Raw genomic sequence first — 17,292 nt, 5'->3', positions numbered from 1 at the left:
AGGTTTTTTGTATCGCGTTTGTCGCTAACCAAATCAAATTAGTTGATCGCAGTACTTGCTCGGCGTTTTAGCTTAAAGCCCATGTCCGTTACGTGCTCTACAGGCTCACCTTTAATGGCTTGCAGTAACTTGTCTGCGGCTTTCGTCCCCATACGTTCGTAATCGAATTCCGCACAGGTCAAACTTGGGTAGGCGTGCTCACCCATGGAAGAGCCTTCCAAACAGATAATCGCAATGTCGGTCGGGACTTTCAGCACTCGGCGGTGACACTCAAACAACGCGCCAATCGCAATCTCTTCATGGCTACATACCAGAGCATTCAAACTTGAATCGCGCAGCAATAACTTTGCCAACCCTTCCGCACCTAATTGTGACGATGGTGCTTCGTGCGTGGTTAAAAAATGGTCCGGTGCAAGGTAGTTCTCAATCATCGCGCTTTGCCAGCCGTGTAGCTTACGTTGCAAAGTGGAGTGATCCCCACGTGCCCCAATGAAGCCCACGTTCTTGAAGCCTTGCTCAATCACATGCTTGGTACAGGCTTTACCCACCTCAAAATGGTCAACACCGATATTGAGATAACTGGCTTTCGAACTTAGCTCAGCAATTTCCAATACGGGTGTGTTCGAGGCTTCCAAAAGCTGATTAGTACGTTGGCTGTGTTCATTACCAAACAGCACCACTCCGGCTGGACGGCTCTCAAGAAATGTCGAAAGCAGTTTCTCTTCTTGCTCTACCGAGTAGTCACTGTAACCAAGCAGCAACTGATAACCCGCTTTGTTCAACGCTTGTTGAAAGCTCGGTAAGAAAAGCGCGCACGCTTTTTCAAACAGGGAAGGAATGATAAGAGCGATGGAGTAACTTTCAGCAGACGCCAAAGCCCCTGCCGCTTTATTCGGGATATAGCCGAGCTCATCAACCACTTGTTGAATCTTTTCTCTCAGCTTGTCAGATACTAGCTCGGGCGTTCGTAATGCTCTCGACACCGTCATGGTGCCTACGCCGGCTTTTTTAGCGACGTCCGCCAAGGTGACATTGCCAGTACTTCTTCGTTTGCGAGGTTCGCTCATTGTTCTTATTTAGTGTTCTCTATTTTCTGCCGCGACATCTTACCACAGCGTTTTAGTGGTTTTGATATTAGCGCATTAGAAGTCGATCACAAGCATATGAAACTCGGATGACTGATAAAAATGGTAGCGCTATCACAATTTATGATAGCGCTATCAGATAGCGCTACCATTTGTGATCATTCTCAGGTTTTTCTGACAAATTGATCGATAAAGTACCCATCAACAAAACAACAAACCGGAAAGATCCAATGCTACGTGAACTGATTACCTCTGATGTGATTCGCATCCATTCTGATGCTACTGACTGGAAAGATGCGGTGAGCAAATCCTGTGAAGCACTGATTGAAAATGGCGCGATTGAGCCAAGCTACGTGGACGCTATTTACCGCTCACACGAAGAGCTCGGTCCTTACTACGTGGTAGGTCCTGGTATGGCAATGCCACACGCTCGCCCTGAAGATGGCGTTAACCGTTTGTCTCTTGCTATCACGGTGATTCAAAACGGCGTGAACTTCGATTCTGAAGGTAACGACCCAGTGAAAATGCTGGTTACGCTAGCCGCGACAGACAGTAACTCGCACGTGGATGCGATTTCTAAACTGGCTGAGTTGTTTATGAATGAAGAGCATGTAGAAGCCATCTGCTCCGCTCAAAACACACAAGATGTTCTCGCGATCATCGAAAAATACTAACTCCTGATGTGCCCTTCAAAATGGGCATACACCCCTATAAAAAGAAAAGGTCTGAATTATGAAAATTATGGTTGTTTGCGGTCACGGTCTTGGTACTAGCCTAATGATGGAAATGAGCATCAAAGGCATCGTGAAAGAATTGAATGTAAACGCAGAAGTGGATCATATCGATCTAGGTTCTGCAAAAGGTACGGATTGTGACATCTTCATCGGTACTAACGACATCGTTGAGCAGTTGAACGCACTGGGCGTTGAACCACGCATCGTTGCGCTTGATAACATGGTCGACAAAGTGGCAATGAAAGAGCGTCTATCTGTGGCACTTCAAGAGCTTGGCGCTCTATAAGGTGGCGTTATGGAATTTTTCAGTTTCTTAATGAACGATGTCCTATCAGAGCCGGCGGTTCTGGTAGGTCTTATCGCCCTAATCGGCTTAATTGCCCAGAAAAAACCGGTCACCGAGTGCATTAAAGGCACGGTAAAAACCATTCTTGGTTTCATCGTGCTTGGTGCGGGTGCGGGTCTGGTTGTAACTTCTCTGGGTGACTTTGCGACGATTTTCCAACACGCGTTCGGCATCACTGGCGTGGTTCCAAACAACGAAGCTATCGTCTCTATCGCGCAAGAAGCGTTTGGTAAAGAGATGGCGATGATCATGTTCTTCGGTATGTTAGTGAACATCTTGATCGCTCGCTTCACGCCATGGAAATTCATCTTCCTAACGGGTCACCACACGTTATTTATGTCAATGATGGTAGCGGCGATCCTTGCTTCTAGCGGCATGAAAGGTGTTCCACTGATCGCGCTTGGCTCTCTAGTTGTGGGCTCTGTGATGGTGTTCTTCCCTGCGATTGCTCACAAGTACATGAAGCAAGTAACAGGTTCTGACGACGTTGCGATTGGTCACTTCTCTACCCTTTCTTACGTACTAGCGGGCTTTATTGGCAGCAAGTTCGGTAATAAAGAACACTCTACTGAAGAGATGAACGTACCTAAGAGCTTGTTGTTCCTACGTGATACGCCAGTGGCAATCTCATTCACCATGGGCATCATCTTTATGGTGACGTGTATCTTCGCTGGCGGTGACTTTGTACGCGAAGTTAGCGGTGGTAAACACTGGTTCATGTTCGCACTGATGCAATCCATCACATTCGCCGGTGGTGTGTACGTTATCCTTCAAGGTGTACGTATGGTTATCGCAGAAATCGTTCCAGCGTTTAAAGGCATCTCAGACAAACTAGTACCAAACGCAAAACCTGCGCTTGATTGTCCGGTTGTATTCCCATACGCACCAAACGCAGTATTAGTTGGCTTCCTATCGAGCTTTGCGGCGGGTCTTTTGGGTATGTTCCTACTTTACGTGATGGGGCTTACTGTGATTATCCCTGGTGTCGTTCCACACTTCTTTGTAGGTGCAGCGGCAGGTGTATTTGGTAACGCTACAGGTGGTCGTCGCGGTGCAATCTTGGGTGCTTTTGCACAAGGTCTACTGATTACCTTCCTACCAGTATTCCTAATGCCAGTGCTTGGTGACCTAGGCTTTGCTAACACAACCTTTAGTGACGCAGACTTCGGCGCTGTAGGTATCCTACTGGGTCTGATTGTTCGCTAAGTAGTTAGTCTGAATATGACGAGCTGAGAACTGGCGTGATTAATGCGGGAATAGGCTCATCGGCATCAATCTTCAAGAATCTCTAGTCATAGCAAACGACTGGCTTTAGAAGAAACCAGTCATAAAAAGCAATCATAGAAAGAAAACAAACGCCCCTTACGTGAGGGGCGTTTTTCTTTTTGGCACTATCTTAAGGAGGTTTGGCTTATTGAAGCGTAGTTCCGTTAGATAGCAGCTTCCTTGTCGGCTCTTGCTCGGTGTATTCGACCGCATCGTGAGCGGCGAGCTTATCGACTTCCGCCTGTTCACCCACCACAATCAACACATGTTGTTTCACCAGAGCGTCGACTACTTCAATGTTGTGCTGACGAAGAAGCGCTCTCACTTCGCTCTCTTTTCCTTCATGATACTTAATAAAGTAACGTTCAGGTTGCTGCTCGGCTTGATCTTGGCGTTCATCCACGAGAGGAAATCCTTGATTGTTTGCCAAGCTGCTTGAGCTCAGTCCGATTGCCAATAGTGCGGTAGCGCCTACCGCAGACAAAGAAAGTAAGGTCAACTTCTTCATAGTCACTCCTTATTGAAAGGTCAGAGTCCAACTGTTGATGGTGCCTGTGTCTCTTCTGGCACTGTCTACCGCTTTTAGTTCCCATGTACCTTGCGATTCAAAACCAGAAAAATCCGCTTGGAACGTGTTTTTTATATCGTTAGCGCTGCCGCCAGTATTATTGTGAAGTACAACTTCTCCACCAGTCGGTGACGTTAAAGTCACTCGTAGATCACCGATGTAAGTGTGGCTAATATCAACGTCAATACTTACTGTGCCTGAATCACCAGAGCGATCGACTTCTACTGCACTGATTGCGCCAGAAGATTTATTATCTGGAATCGCAACAGGGCTGGTATTTGAGAAGCTAGAATCCGAAGAGCTACCACCATCAGGTCCATTACAGCCAGCGTCCAAGAACAGCTTCGCCGCTTCAGCATTAACTAGGCCGTGGCCAGTACGGTTGTCTCGACCAGCAACATCAATATCTGTTGCAGTTTTCACTAGGGCATTACGCACTTGCGCTGCTGTACAGGTTGGGTGGTAACTCCACACCAAGCCAGCTACGCCCGTTACGTGCGGTGTCGCCATTGATGTACCATTGTAGTATTCGTAATCTTCACCAGAGGTTGTTGCAACAGTAATTTCCTGACCAACATACCCCAACAGCTCTTGACCAAATGCACGATCAACCGTTACCGAAACCATACGATAAGCGTTGTTTGTGTCTACCAAGAATGGGTTTTGTAAACCAGGTAGTTCAGAGTTGCTGTATACGATTGCAGCTCGCGCACCCGCATTGTAACAAGCCTGAACCGCATCCACTTCAGGGTAGTTTCCTGAAGACTGGTTGCCAATACGCTCAGTCAAACAAATTTTGCCCGACATATCACCACAGTTAAAGTTACCGCCAGATACATCACAGCTATCTAGCGTTGCCGTTACTGAACCCGCGATTGGATCCGGAACATACGAAGAACCGTTATTGATCAAACGATTGTGAGGAACAATCCCACGATCAAACTGACTGACACCATTCAAGGTAATATCAGAAAGTTTACCTTCACCTACCGTAACCGTTGATAAGATCGCCACACCCGGGCCTGAGATCTCAACTTGATTAGTAGATTGTGAGAACGCTGCATGATCATTTTGATTATCAACAGCCGCAACAGACATCACTGAGTCATAAGAAGCTGGATAGCTGTGCGCTGTATTGCCATCATTACCCGCTGCGGCGATCAATAGAACGCCTTGATCGTAAATATTTTGCAGTGCATTTTGCTCAGTTCGGCTTGATTGACTACCACCAAGGCTCATGTTCACAACGTTAGCACCATTATCGGCACAGGTCTGGATTGCTTTAACAAGCCCAGATGAGTAACCCCAACCCGATTCGTTAAATACTTTCACGATGTGCAAATTCACATTCTGGTTTGGCATCACACCCTTTACACCTTCGGTGTTGGCAATCGCAGCAATCGTACCCGCGACGTGAGTACCGTGGGCATTGTTGTTACCCGGATCACTCCATGATCCCGTACCACTATCGTTAGTACCAGCAACGCGGTTACCGCTTAGGTCGTTGTGCGAAATGTCGTACCCTGAATCGATAATACATACAGTGCGATTACCCGCATTGAAGTCAGCTAGCAGTTGAGCATTAACCGCTTCATATCCCCATGGGGTCGTTTCGCTGAGCAAATAGCGAGGTGGATCGACTTCCACGTATTCCACATCACTACGATTGCGAAGCGGCTCTAAGTCATCGCCATCCAATTCAACGCTGTAAATGGCGCGATTGCCTAGTTTTTCCACCTTACGTGCCTTCACCTGTTCTAGAACAGACTCCTGCGCGATTCGTGGCCCCCAGAATGAGTTACCACCCATTGAAGAACGGCTGACTGCATCTTCTTTGAATTTGACGATGTACTTCGTCGGTAACTTAGATTCATCAAATCCCATTGGTGGAGCCGCAAACGCTGACATCGAAGTGGTCAGTGCTATTGCTACGGCAGACAACGAAAATAAGCCTTGTTTTTTACTTGTTGTGTAGTGCATTTGCCCTATTCCTTATTTGAGCTAATTTTTATTCACTATATTCTCATGAAAAGTCATCATCATGATGTTTACATGAGAGCTTCAGCTATAGTTTACAGAGCAAAAATGCCAAACAATTTGTTTCATGAATATACAAATTTGTACAAAAGATCATTCAATAAACACTTTAAGTTAACATTAAAAATCATCGACAAAACCTTATAAAGCAATTACTTAATTAACAAAAAGTGAATGTTAAATTAATGTTAGTGAGTAATTATTCTAAATATCACCCATTTAATCGATTGCTATGCTGAATGGATTTTTTGACCGTGGTGCCAAAACTGAAATATTGAATATTTAGTTGTTGACTGTCTTGAGCATTTACTCAGAATTAGAAGGTTTAGTGAGAAAAATTCTCATCTAAATACTGTTATAGCCGAGCGTATTCACGCATTCGGAACAATAACCATTACAAGAAGAGTGAATGATGAAAAAAACAATCACACTATTAACTGCATTACTTCCGCTTGCCTCCGCCATTGCAGAGGAGCCAACTTTATCACCAGCAATGGTTTCTGCGGCTGAAGTGGTTAGCGCGCAAGAAAATCAAACTTATACGTACGTTCGATGCTGGTATCGTACGAGCCACTCTAAGGACGATGCGGCTACCGATTGGAAATGGGCAAAAAACAAAGATGGTAGTGACTTCACTATCGATGGTTATTGGTGGAGCTCTGTTTCATTTAAAAACATGTTCTACACCAATACCTCACAAAACGTAATTCGCCAGCGTTGTGAAGAAACACTAGATCTAGCGAACGAGAACGCAGACATTACATTTTTTGCTGCCGACAATCGTTATTCTTATAACCACACGATCTGGAGCAATGATGCTGCAATGCAACCAGATCAGATAAACAAAGTAGTGGCTTTAGGCGATAGCTTGTCTGATACAGGCAACATCTTTAACGCGTCCCAATGGCGCTTTCCTAACCCGAATAGCTGGTTCTTGGGTCACTTCTCAAACGGTTTTGTTTGGACGGAATACGTTGCTAAAGCCAAAAACTTACCGCTATACAACTGGGCAGTTGGTGGCGCAGCAGGTGAAAACCAATACATCGCGCTAACTGGTGTCGGCGAACAAGTTTCTTCTTACTTAACCTACACAAAGCTGGCGAAGAACTACAACCCTGCTAACACATTGTTTACGTTAGAGTTTGGTTTAAATGATTTCATGAACTACAACCGTAGCGTGCCGGAAGTAAAAGCGGATTACGCTGAAGCTCTGATTCGTTTAACAGACGCTGGCGCGAAGAACTTCATGTTGATGACACTGCCAGATGCAACCAAAGCACCACAGTTCAAATACTCAACACAGGAAGAAATTGAAACGATTCGTGCGAAAGTATTGAAGATGAACGAGTTCATCAAAGCACAAGCGATGTACTACAAAGCCCAAGGCTACAACATCGCATTGTTTGATACACACGCACTGTTTGAGAAGTTAACCTCGGCACCAGAAGAACACGGTTTCGTAAATGCAAGCGACCCTTGCTTAGACATCAACCGTTCATCCTCTGTTGACTACATGTACACTCACTCATTACGTTCTGAATGTGCAGCATCTGGCGCAGATAAGTTCGTGTTCTGGGATGTGACTCACCCAACCACAGCAACGCATCGTTATGTGGCTGAAAAAATGTTAGAAAGCAGCAATAACTTAGAAGAGTTTCGCTTTTAATAAGCCGTTGTTGTTCATTGCAAGTTAATCTGCATAAAAATGACCACGATGCTTCGTGGTCATTTTTTATCGACATCGACCCCCGATAACGGGTTTATTTGAGCTCGCTTACTTCAAGCCGTTGATTTAGAGACGTTGACTTTGAGCAGTCTCATTCAGCGTTCTGTTTTGGTACGTTACCGCGGAAGCTGTTCACCATAATAGAGATCAACGTCTTTAAGGTTTCATCATCACTGCGGTATGAGTAGGCTCGTATACCCGTAAACTGAACCTGGAACAACTGAGCAAGAAGCAATGTATCCTGGGCTTCAATTTCGCCATTCTCGATTGCTCGCTCAAACAGCTTTGCAAGAAAAGATTCAAATTGGTTTGCTAAGCTGTTTGTTTGATTGCGCAGCGCATTAAAATCCTCAGCAAATTCACTTGCTGATTTGACTAACATGCACACTTCACTGGGATTGGAGTCTCGCTGATTGATAACCACATCAATCGCGAAAGCTTCTATTGCATCTAGAACCGTTGTGTTCTGAGCTAAATGCAACTCAAACAGGGCTTGTAAGTTCGCAACGTACATTTTTAGCGCTTCACAATATAGCCCCTCTTTTGACCCAAACGTCGCATAGATACTTCCAGGACGCAGATTAACGCTATCTTGTAAATCACGTGTAGATGTTGCATGAAAACCTTTCTTCCAGAATAGATCCGAGGCAGCTTTCACCACTTCATCACGTTGGAATTTCTTTGTATTCGCCATGAGCAATTATCAATTTTGAACATATGCTCAATTTTATATTGAGCGACCGCTCAAAATCAACTATCCTGTTCTTGCCTAATCCGCTCATATCCAATTACAGGAGATTTAAACATGGCAGAATTTAAACTGTATACCGCAGAAAACGCACCCGAAGGATCAAAGCATCTGATTGAAAATTCAGTCAAAGCGTTTGGCATGCTACCAAATCTTCATGCTGTTATGGCTGAAGCGCCAACCTTGCTTGAGGGTTATCAAGTTGTGCATGAGCTCTTTCAACAAACATCATTTAACGCAGAAGAATTGACCGTCGTATGGCAAACCATCAACGTTGAACATGGTTGTCACTATTGCGTTCCTGCTCATAGTGCGATCGCGGCGTCAATGAAAGTGGATCAGGAGATTGTTGATGCTCTCGTCAACCAAACACCATTGGCAGACGAAAAACTTGAAACACTACGAGAAACAACGCTTCAAATGGTGCGCCAACGTGGTGTAGTGGAAGAGTCTCAGATAGAGAAGTTCTTTGCGGCGGGTTACGGACAGCAGCAACTGCTTGAAATTGTACTTGGTCTAGCGCAAAAAGTGATGAGTAACTACACCAATCACCTAGCTGACACTCCGGTTGATGCACCTTTCAAGAAGTTCGCCAAGTAACTTAAGCTTTTATTACTGGCCCCATCAATGGGACCAGTAATACCTTCAAAAAAGGCTTTGTTGCATGACGCTTCGCTAGTGTGCGCTGATCCCTAATTACAACGGCGCAACGTCGGTTCCTCCTAAAGACTGGTAAAGCGTAACCTGAGTGAGAAACTGGTTGTAGCGGTTTTCCAACAAAGAAGCTTGCGCGTTTCTGGTGTCTTCTTGTGCATTCAAATAGTCCATGATCGACGTCGAGCCATACTGATACCGCGCAGCATAAATGGACTCAGCGGCACTTGCGGCATCATATTGCTCTTGTAAACGCGCCGCCTGATACTTCAATTTCTCGCGTGCTGACAAGGCATTTTCGACATCTTGGAATGCGGCGTACAACACTTGGCGATAACTCACAATAGCCGATTGATAGTCTAAATCGGCAATGGCTTGGCTATTTTTCATCTCATTCCACTGCAAAAACGGCAACGTCATATCCGCACCTAAACTGCCGATCGGGTTGGAAAGCAGGTCTTTGAGCGCTTGTGACGATCCACCCAAAGCCCCAGTGAGCGTCAGCTTGGGCAAGTAGTCTAAATCTGCTGCGTCTTTATTTGCTAGCGCGGCTTTGACTTCATAAAGCGCTGCTTTAATGTCGGGTCTGCGGATCAATAAATCAGACGGAGCACCAACACTCAACGATGGCATATCGCCTTCAGGCAGCATTTGGATGTTTGCACTGATGCTCTTCGGCGGTTGATTGAACAAAATCGCAAAGGCGTGGTTTGCCTCAAGTAAACTCTGTTCAAACTCACTTTGCTGCGCTTGTAAGCTTGCCAACGTACGTTTGGCTTCAAGCACATCTAACTGATCCACAGCGCCAAGTTGGTACTGTTTTTTAATCAATTGTAGCGTTTGAGCTGCGTCTTCCACATTACGCTGACTGAGGTTTAAGCGCTGTTTTAGATAGCCGATTTGCCAATATAACGATGCCGTCGTTGCCACCAAACTTTGTGCGGTCGCCTCGCGATCTTGTTGACTTGCAATCGCCGTCCACTTGGCTTGGTCAACGTCTGCCGAGATTTTTCCCCACAAATCCAACTCGTAATTGACGGACAAGTTAGTGCTGTAGCTATCTGCCGATTCCCCGCTATCAAGAGATTTTTGAACTTGTCCTGATGTGGAAGAACTCAACGTAGGGAAAAGGTCATCTTGCGTTAAACCCAGCTGTAAACGCGCTTTCTTTAGCGTTAGCGTTGCCAGCGTCAAATCGTTGTTTTGAGCCAACACCTGAGCAATGTATTGATTAAGCGTTGGGTCGTTAAACGCCAACCACCAAGGATCCATGCTGACATCACCCGCAACATGCATCTGTTGCCAATTTGCAGGCACTTGCACCTCAGGAGCTTGATAGTTGCTACGCATAAGCGACCCACAACCTGACAACCACACTGCACTTAAGGCAGCCGCGACCAATCGAGTTTTGAATTTCATTGTGTTACTCATTTTTAGTCTCTCGCTAGCGCTTCTATCGGATCGAGTTTGGCGGCATTGCGAGCGGGTAAAAAGCCGAAAGCGATGCCAATCAACGTTGAGCAAATAAACGCCCAGATGATCGAGTTCATTGAGTAAATCATTTGGAAGCTGCTGCCAGATGTACTGAATGCAAAACCAATCAAAAACGCCAAGCCAATACCAGCAATGCCACCACACAAACACACTAGTACCGCTTCAATCAAAAACTGACGCAAAATATCCGCTTGCCGCGCACCCACAGCCATTCGTACACCGATCTCTTTCGTGCGCTCTGTCACCGACACCAACATGATGTTCATTACGCCAATTCCGCCGACAATTAGGGAGATCACCGCAATCGCTGAGATCAGTAACGTCATGGTGGCGGTGGTTTTCTCGATGCTCTGACGAATGGTGTCAGTGTTAATCGTGAAGAAATCTTCTGTACCGTGGCGCATTTTTAACAAGTTGATGATGCTCTGTTCTACCGCTGCGCTTGGGGCGTTCTCATCAATCCGTACAGTAATGCCGTTGAGGTAGCGTTGTCCCATCATTCGTCCCGACATGGTGGTGTATGGCACCCAAATTTTCAGCGCGTCGCTGTTGCCAAACGCGTCTTCTTTTTTCTGCGTGACACCCACAATACGCACTGGCAATGAACCAAGAAAAATCACTTCACCAATCGGATTTCTATCCGCAAACATTTCCTTTCTGGTGTTGTCATCAATCACTGCTTCTTGGGCGAGTGAGTTCACGCTCTCTTCATCCCAAAACTGACCTTTGGCGATCTCATAACCGCGCACACGGAAATAATCTTCCCCAACCCCTTCCACAGACGCGGTTGCATCCTGATTGGCGTAACGCACGGTTAAGCTGTTGGATAAAGACGGCGTGACACTGTCGACAAAAGGTAGACTCTCCAACGATTTAGCATCGTCGGCGGTTAGCGTTTTCACTCGTCCGGAGCGGCGGTCACCAAACCCTTTGCCCGGCCTGACATCAATGGTGTTTGTTCCCATGGATGAAATATTCGACAAAATTTGCTGTTGTGAACCATTACCTAGTGCCACCACGGAAACCACCGAGGCTATACCAATAATGATGCCGAGCATGGTCAAAAACGTGCGCATTCTGTGGCTAGACATCGCCAGCAGCGCCATTTTGAGCGCGTCAATAAAACTGTCCCACTTCCACCACTTACTGGCGACTTGCGCTGGGCGATGAAAAGACGTGCTCGGTGTCTGTACTGCTTGCTCATTGATTACAACTTGTGCATTTGGCGTATCTGCAATGATTTCACCATCTTTGATTTCAATGATGCGATCCGCAAAGTTCGCCACGTTCATATCATGAGTCACTAAGATGACCGTATGCCCAAGTTGATGCAACTCTTTAAGCAGTGCCATCATCTCTTGCCCACTGTGACTGTCTAATGCGCCAGTGGGCTCATCAGCGAGAATCACCTCACCGCCGTTCATCAGTGCACGAGCAACACTCACGCGCTGTTGCTGGCCACCACTCAGTTGGCTGGGCTTGTGAGTGAAACGATCTTCCAGCCCTAAGCGAGCCAATAACGACTGCGCTCGATCCGTTCTTTGACGATGAGGAACTCCCGCGTAAACCGCCGGTACTTCCACGTTTGCCACCGCGGTTAAATCCCCCAGCAGATGGTAACGCTGGAATATAAAGCCAAAATACTCGCGGCGCAGTTCCGCCAGTTGATCAGATTCCAACGTCGAGACATCTTGCCCATTAATGAAGTATCGACCGCTGGACGGTTTATCCAAGCAGCCGAGCACATTCATCAGCGTCGATTTACCTGAGCCTGATGCCCCCACGATCGCGACCATTTCACCGCGTTTTATCTCTAAATTAATGTGGTTCAACACGGTAAGCGACTCGTCGCCAGAGACAAATCGTCGAGTTAAATCCTCAACTTTTAAAAGCACGTCACTCATATTAGAACCTCATTGGAGGTCGACGACGATCACCTCGGCTTGATGATTCTCCATCCATAGCATTGCCAAGAACAACTTGGTCGCCCTCCTTCAAACCTGAGAGAATTTCTGCGTTCACTTTGTTGTTGATACCCACTGTCACGGGCTTTTGCACCACTTGGCCCTGTTCAAGCACTGGTACGGTATAGTTGCCTTTGCCGCCAGATTTTTGCAGCACTTGTGAAGGGACAATCAAGGTATTTTCCGATTGCTCAAGGACAATCGAAACTTGCGCAGTCATGCCGATACGCAAAATACCTTGCGGGTTCTTCACGTCAAATACAGCGTTGTAGTAAATGGCATCGCTATCTGAAATGCTCAAATCGCTGTCATCGCCATCCATGATGGTTGGCCCCGGCTCAATGGCGCGCAATGTACCTTTAAACTGCTGATTCGGTTTGCCTAAAATGGTGAACAGCGCCGTTTGGCCTGGGTGAACAAAAATCACATCGGCTTCCGAAATTTCGGCTTTCACCGTCATCGTATCTAACTTGGCTAACTCGATAATCGTTGGCGTGGTTTGATTGGCGTTTACGGTTTGTCCTTCTTCCACCGCGGTGTAGACCACCGTGCCATCCATCGGTGCGTTGATGGTGGTGTAACCGAGATCTAACTGCGCATTGTCGACGTTGATTTTGGCTTTCTCGATTTCGGCATCCAGTTGCGCTAACTCGGCTTTGTAGATGGCGAGCGTCGCTTCGGCATTCTCGTAATCAGCTCGTGAGCTCGCTTTCGCTGCCAACATGCCTTTTTGGCGCACGTATTCATAGTTTGCTTGTTTAATCTGCGCTTGCTTAGCCTGGTACTGAGCGTTGAGACTATTAAGAGACGCTTGGGCTTCTTTGAGGCTGTTTTGCTGAGTCAGGCTGTCAATCTGTGCAATCAAGTCCCCCTGTTTTATCTCATCCCCTAAGTTCACAGCGAGGCGTTGAATTTGCCCAGATACTTGCGCACCTACATTCACCAATTTGGACGCTTGCAACATGCCGTTAGCTAATACCGCCTTTTCGATATTGCCTTTGCGAACGACTTCTGTCGCGTAAGGAGAAATGGGTTCTGGACGTTGCAGATAATGATAACCACCAGCACCAATAGCAAGTAGGCCACACAAAACGAGCCATTTTTTATTGAGTTTCATAGCAGGAGTGAAGTAAATAATCGTTTTGATTTTATACTGCTATTTGTCTTAGCCGTACAGGGTACGAGACGTAAAGATAGGTAAATTAACGTCAAGAAACTGAATGAATAACTTCACTAACGTGAAAAATCAGAGATATTATAGTCACTTCAAAAATTTATTATTCAATACGTATAGCAAAGACCATTTTTAATATAGAAATTCAAGTTATAAGTATTATAAACAAAACTTTTAAATACCAACAAACCAGTAAAAATCTTAACTTATTCAATATGCAATCCATCAAAATTTCATTATGGCCATTTTTAATTATTGAATTTCAAGAGGAGTTAAGTGGCAAGTTAAATAAAAAATACCCACATAACACAGGTAAGACCGAGAGGAGTGTGTCATGTGGGTTTAAACGATAGTTCTCTTGCTGATTCGAACTACCAACGTTGGGATGCAATGGAAATACAAATGACTCAGAGTTTCCATCACGGACACTTTATCGCTGGATTTCCCTCTATTTGTTAGGGAACAGTCAGTACAATAAAAATAGAGAAGTAATACCGCAAAAATAAAAATAGAGGTTCAGGATTTAATTTACACGTAAAATAACCACTATATTCACGCCATGAAGCATTAATAAATTAAACAATAAATATTTATTAAGTTAAATTTACTTATTGTCAGCACACTGTTAGTTTTACTCTTAAATGCACTGGTCAGATTTGTTTATTTTACTGATTTTCGTTGCAATACAACTTCTAATTAATTCATGAGAAAAACATGCAGCGACAATTAACTCTTTCACCGATTTATTTATTAATCGGGTTAGCCTCCTCGACGGCGTATGCCGGTGGTTTTCAAATTAACGAACATTCTGCGACGGGTCTTGGTCGTGCTTTTGCTGGTGATGCCGTCATTGGTGATAATGCGTCTGTAATCAGCCGCAACGCCGCAGCGATGACGCTGTTTAAACAAAATGCCTTATCGTTCGGTGTCACTTACGTCAAACCTGACGTTACCGTTAAAAATGCGCAATATCATCGAGCTAACATTAATGCGGATGTCAATGTTGGTATGGGTGGTTTTCCTCCGTCCCCTCAAGTTGACATTACCCCGTCCTTCTCTCAAACCGTGACCGACATTGATGACGTCGATGGCGTTGGTCAACCAGCCGTTGTACCCAATTTTTACTTTATTCACCCTATCAACGACGACTGGTATCTAGGCTTATCGGCATATTCCAACTTCGGAACCGACATGGAGTTTAAACCAAACTATGGCGCACCTGTTTTTGGCGGTGTCACCAGCGTAGCGAGTGTCAACCTTGGCGCAAGCTTGGCATACAAGGTGAACGACCGTTTTAGTATCGGTGGTGGTATTGATGTGATTTACGGCTCTGGTGAGCTGTACCGCGATATGGACGTGGGTGTTTGCGTTGGTGGGAACATACTTGGAAACGAACTAGAACAACGCTGTGGATCCGTAAAAGGCAACGCACTTGATGTGGAAGCAGGCGGCATTGGGCTTGGTGCGAATATTGGCATGATGTACGAGTTTAACGAACGTCATCGCTTAGGTTTAAGCTACAAGCACAGCCCTAACATAGATGCCAAGGGCGACATCCACTTTGCGGGCGAATCGTACGACTCGCTTGCTATGCCGCTACCGGATATTGCGGAGTTTTCCGGTTATCACCGCGTCTTACCTAAATTTGCCCTGCACTATTCTGTGCAGTGGATTGGTTGGTCAGCATTTGACAGCTTGAAAGCTGATGATCAGTTGCTAAAAGATTTTCAGTGGCAAGACTCCGCGCACTACTCCATCGGTGCGACTTGGTACGCCAATGAACGTTGGACACTTCGCACGGGTTACATGTTCGACAAAACACCTGTCGATGAGCTGACTTCGCTTTCTATTCCAGATTCGAACCGTCACTGGTTATCTGCGGGGGCCTCTTACCAATGGTCATCAGATACCACGGTTGACATCGGCATGACGTACTTGATTGGTGAAGATGTCAACGTAGAAGAGTACGCGTATGAAGGTGTTCCTGCACCGATGGTGACGGGCGTGACCCATTCAAATGCGTTCCTAATTGGTGCCCAGCTCAGCCACCGTTTCTAATTTGTCAGGCAGTGATCAAACCTCTAGGTCATTGCCTTGTAACAACGCTTATCAAGGCGACCGAACAGAGACATTATTATGAACAAAACACTACTTGCTTTTTCACTCTCACTTCTCACTCTAGGCGCGGCTCAGGCTTCGGAATGGGGCTATGGCAATGACAAACACGGGCCAGAACACTGGGGAGAAATCGCCAAAGACTGCGCAACCACGAAAAACCAAAGCCCAATCAACATCGACAACCCAGCCGACGCAAAACTGGAAGCACTGAACCTTTCGTACACTGGTCAGGTCATTGGTTTAACCAACAATGGTCATACGCTGCAAGCGCAAGTGAACGGACGTAACAGCTTCACCATCGATGGCGAGACGTTCGAGCTGCAACAGTTCCATTTCCACACACCTTCAGAAAACCAAATCAAAGGCCGCCAATATCCACTTGAAGCGCACTTTGTGCACGCCAACGCAGACGGCGAGTTGGCGGTAATTTCGGTGATGTTTGATGCTGGCGATCAAAACGCAGCACTGTCTAAACTGATCAACGCAATCCCACAAGAGAATCAAACCACGTTCTTCAAAGATACGTTTGAGATTAACGACTTACTGCCAAAAACTGCAAACCACTATCGATTTAACGGCTCTTTAACCACACCGCCATGTTCAGAAGGTGTGCGCTGGTTTGTGCTTAAAGACACTCAAACCTTATCCAAAGATCAAGCCGCGAAACTGATGGAAGTCATGGGACAAAACAATCGTCCGCTGCAACCGCTAAATGCGCGCGTTGTACTTTCTAACTAATCGCCACATCCGATAAGGGGCATCGTATTTGCCCCTTATTTTGATTCGCTCTAACCTCACTTCGTTACAGGCCCCCCCAATGAAAACTCCATCTGTTCTGTCACTCTTACTCGCACTCGCCCCGACATTCGCCTTCTCTCATAACCTTTCTGTCGGTCAAACCACCCCTTCCGTCAGCATTGATACCTATGGCGAAATGACGCTGCAAGGAGACGATGTGGCTTATCAACCTTGGGAAACTCAGCAGATGTTAGGCAAAGTCCATGTGATACAAGCCATTGCAGGTCGTAGTAAAGCCAAAGAGATGAACGCGCCGCTGATGTCAGCAATCACTGCCGCTCACTTTCCTGAAGATCAGTATCAGACCACAACCGTGATCAACCAAGAAGACACCATTTGGGGAACCGGTACATTTGTTAAATCGTCGGCAGAGGACAGCAAAAAGACATTCTCTTGGTCTTCCATGGTGTTAGACAAAAATGGCGTATTAGCAACAACTTGGGATCTGCAGCAAGAAAGTTCTGCGATTATCGTACAAAATAAACAAGGTGAAATTTTATTCGTGAAAGAAGGGGCTTTAACTCAAGACGAAGTCACACACGTCATCGAACTGATTAAACAGAATATCTAAACCTAAGGT

General features: G+C 45.9%; 15 protein-coding genes. 8 read left to right on the top strand and 7 right to left on the bottom strand.

Annotation, left to right across the window (positions count from 1 at the left end):
- Nucleotides 1–38: 38 nt before the first annotated feature.
- On the bottom strand, nucleotides 39–1,067 hold the full coding sequence (locus tag MTF70_RS07085) for a LacI family DNA-binding transcriptional regulator (protein WP_025768033.1): 1,029 nt from the start codon (nucleotides 1,065–1,067) through the stop codon (nucleotides 39–41).
- A 248-nt stretch (nucleotides 1,068–1,315) separates the two neighbouring features.
- On the opposite strand from MTF70_RS07085, the gene MTF70_RS07080 reads away from it, so the two are divergent.
- The 3 genes from MTF70_RS07080 to MTF70_RS07070 are packed head-to-tail and all read left to right on the top strand — an operon-like array spanning nucleotide 1,316 to nucleotide 3,371.
- Nucleotides 1,316–1,759, top strand: a complete 444-nt coding sequence (locus MTF70_RS07080) for a PTS sugar transporter subunit IIA (RefSeq protein ID WP_025768034.1) — start codon at nucleotides 1,316–1,318, stop codon at nucleotides 1,757–1,759.
- Between the two features lie 58 nt (nucleotides 1,760–1,817).
- Nucleotides 1,818–2,105, top strand: coding sequence for a PTS sugar transporter subunit IIB (locus MTF70_RS07075; RefSeq protein WP_005374080.1), 288 nt, complete (start codon nucleotides 1,818–1,820; stop codon nucleotides 2,103–2,105).
- A gap of 9 nt (nucleotides 2,106–2,114) precedes the next feature.
- Nucleotides 2,115–3,371 carry a PTS ascorbate transporter subunit IIC gene (locus MTF70_RS07070; RefSeq protein WP_005384349.1) on the top strand — a complete coding sequence of 419 codons (1,257 nt, stop codon included), beginning with the start codon at nucleotides 2,115–2,117 and terminating at the stop codon, nucleotides 3,369–3,371.
- 205 nt (nucleotides 3,372–3,576) lie between these two features.
- Here MTF70_RS07070 and MTF70_RS07065 read toward each other — a convergent pair whose 3' ends face one another.
- A complete protein-coding gene (locus MTF70_RS07065) occupies nucleotides 3,577–3,939 on the bottom strand; it encodes a hypothetical protein (protein WP_017635087.1) in 363 nt (120 codons plus the stop codon).
- A 9-nt stretch (nucleotides 3,940–3,948) separates the two neighbouring features.
- Nucleotides 3,949–5,979 carry a S8 family serine peptidase gene (locus MTF70_RS07060; protein ID WP_025768035.1) on the bottom strand — a complete coding sequence of 677 codons (2,031 nt, stop codon included), beginning with the start codon at nucleotides 5,977–5,979 and terminating at the stop codon, nucleotides 3,949–3,951.
- Nucleotides 5,980–6,445: 466 nt separating this feature from the next.
- On the opposite strand from MTF70_RS07060, the gene MTF70_RS07055 reads away from it, so the two are divergent.
- Complete coding sequence (locus MTF70_RS07055) at nucleotides 6,446–7,702, top strand: type 2 secretion system lipase (RefSeq protein ID WP_104980377.1); 1,257 nt, start codon at nucleotides 6,446–6,448, stop codon at nucleotides 7,700–7,702.
- 151 nt (nucleotides 7,703–7,853) lie between these two features.
- Here MTF70_RS07055 and MTF70_RS07050 read toward each other — a convergent pair whose 3' ends face one another.
- The gene (locus MTF70_RS07050) at nucleotides 7,854–8,456 is read right to left on the bottom strand and encodes a TetR/AcrR family transcriptional regulator (RefSeq protein ID WP_005384344.1); all 603 of its coding nucleotides are present in this window, start codon (nucleotides 8,454–8,456) and stop codon (nucleotides 7,854–7,856) included.
- A gap of 111 nt (nucleotides 8,457–8,567) precedes the next feature.
- Here MTF70_RS07050 and MTF70_RS07045 point away from each other — a divergent pair, with 111 nt between their 5' ends.
- Nucleotides 8,568–9,110, top strand: a complete 543-nt coding sequence (locus MTF70_RS07045) for a carboxymuconolactone decarboxylase family protein (RefSeq protein ID WP_005374097.1) — start codon at nucleotides 8,568–8,570, stop codon at nucleotides 9,108–9,110.
- A 96-nt stretch (nucleotides 9,111–9,206) separates the two neighbouring features.
- On the opposite strand, the gene MTF70_RS07040 is transcribed toward MTF70_RS07045, so the two are convergent.
- From MTF70_RS07040 to MTF70_RS07030, 3 genes are read right to left on the bottom strand one after another with little or no spacing between them, the layout of a single operon-like run.
- Nucleotides 9,207–10,583, bottom strand: a complete 1,377-nt coding sequence (locus tag MTF70_RS07040) for an efflux transporter outer membrane subunit (protein WP_205461107.1) — start codon at nucleotides 10,581–10,583, stop codon at nucleotides 9,207–9,209.
- Between the two features lie 14 nt (nucleotides 10,584–10,597).
- The gene (locus MTF70_RS07035) at nucleotides 10,598–12,562 is read right to left on the bottom strand and encodes a MacB family efflux pump subunit (RefSeq protein WP_025768038.1); all 1,965 of its coding nucleotides are present in this window, start codon (nucleotides 12,560–12,562) and stop codon (nucleotides 10,598–10,600) included.
- Nucleotide 12,563: 1 nt separating this feature from the next.
- Nucleotides 12,564–13,739, bottom strand: a complete 1,176-nt coding sequence (locus MTF70_RS07030) for an efflux RND transporter periplasmic adaptor subunit (RefSeq protein ID WP_005384341.1) — start codon at nucleotides 13,737–13,739, stop codon at nucleotides 12,564–12,566.
- 771 nt (nucleotides 13,740–14,510) lie between these two features.
- Between MTF70_RS07030 and MTF70_RS07025 the strand changes: the two genes are divergently transcribed.
- From MTF70_RS07025 to MTF70_RS07015, 3 genes are all read left to right on the top strand, one after another.
- Nucleotides 14,511–15,854, top strand: coding sequence for a porin (locus MTF70_RS07025; RefSeq protein WP_025768039.1), 1,344 nt, complete (start codon nucleotides 14,511–14,513; stop codon nucleotides 15,852–15,854).
- Between the two features lie 78 nt (nucleotides 15,855–15,932).
- Nucleotides 15,933–16,652 (top strand): carbonic anhydrase family protein, encoded by a 720-nt coding sequence (locus MTF70_RS07020; RefSeq protein ID WP_025768040.1) that lies wholly within the window; start codon nucleotides 15,933–15,935, stop codon nucleotides 16,650–16,652.
- Nucleotides 16,653–16,731: 79 nt separating this feature from the next.
- Entirely contained in the window at nucleotides 16,732–17,283 is a 552-nt protein-coding gene (locus MTF70_RS07015) for a YtfJ family protein (protein ID WP_025768041.1), read from the top strand.
- Nucleotides 17,284–17,292 lie beyond the last annotated feature (9 nt).

Origin of the sequence: Vibrio sp. 2CM40D, from assembly GCF_023161825.1 — a bacterium.
Taxonomy (GTDB): Bacteria; Pseudomonadota; Gammaproteobacteria; order Enterobacterales; family Vibrionaceae; genus Vibrio; species Vibrio alginolyticus.
Note: the sequence above shows the minus strand (reverse complement) of the source record. Positions and strands in the feature narration are given on the sequence as shown.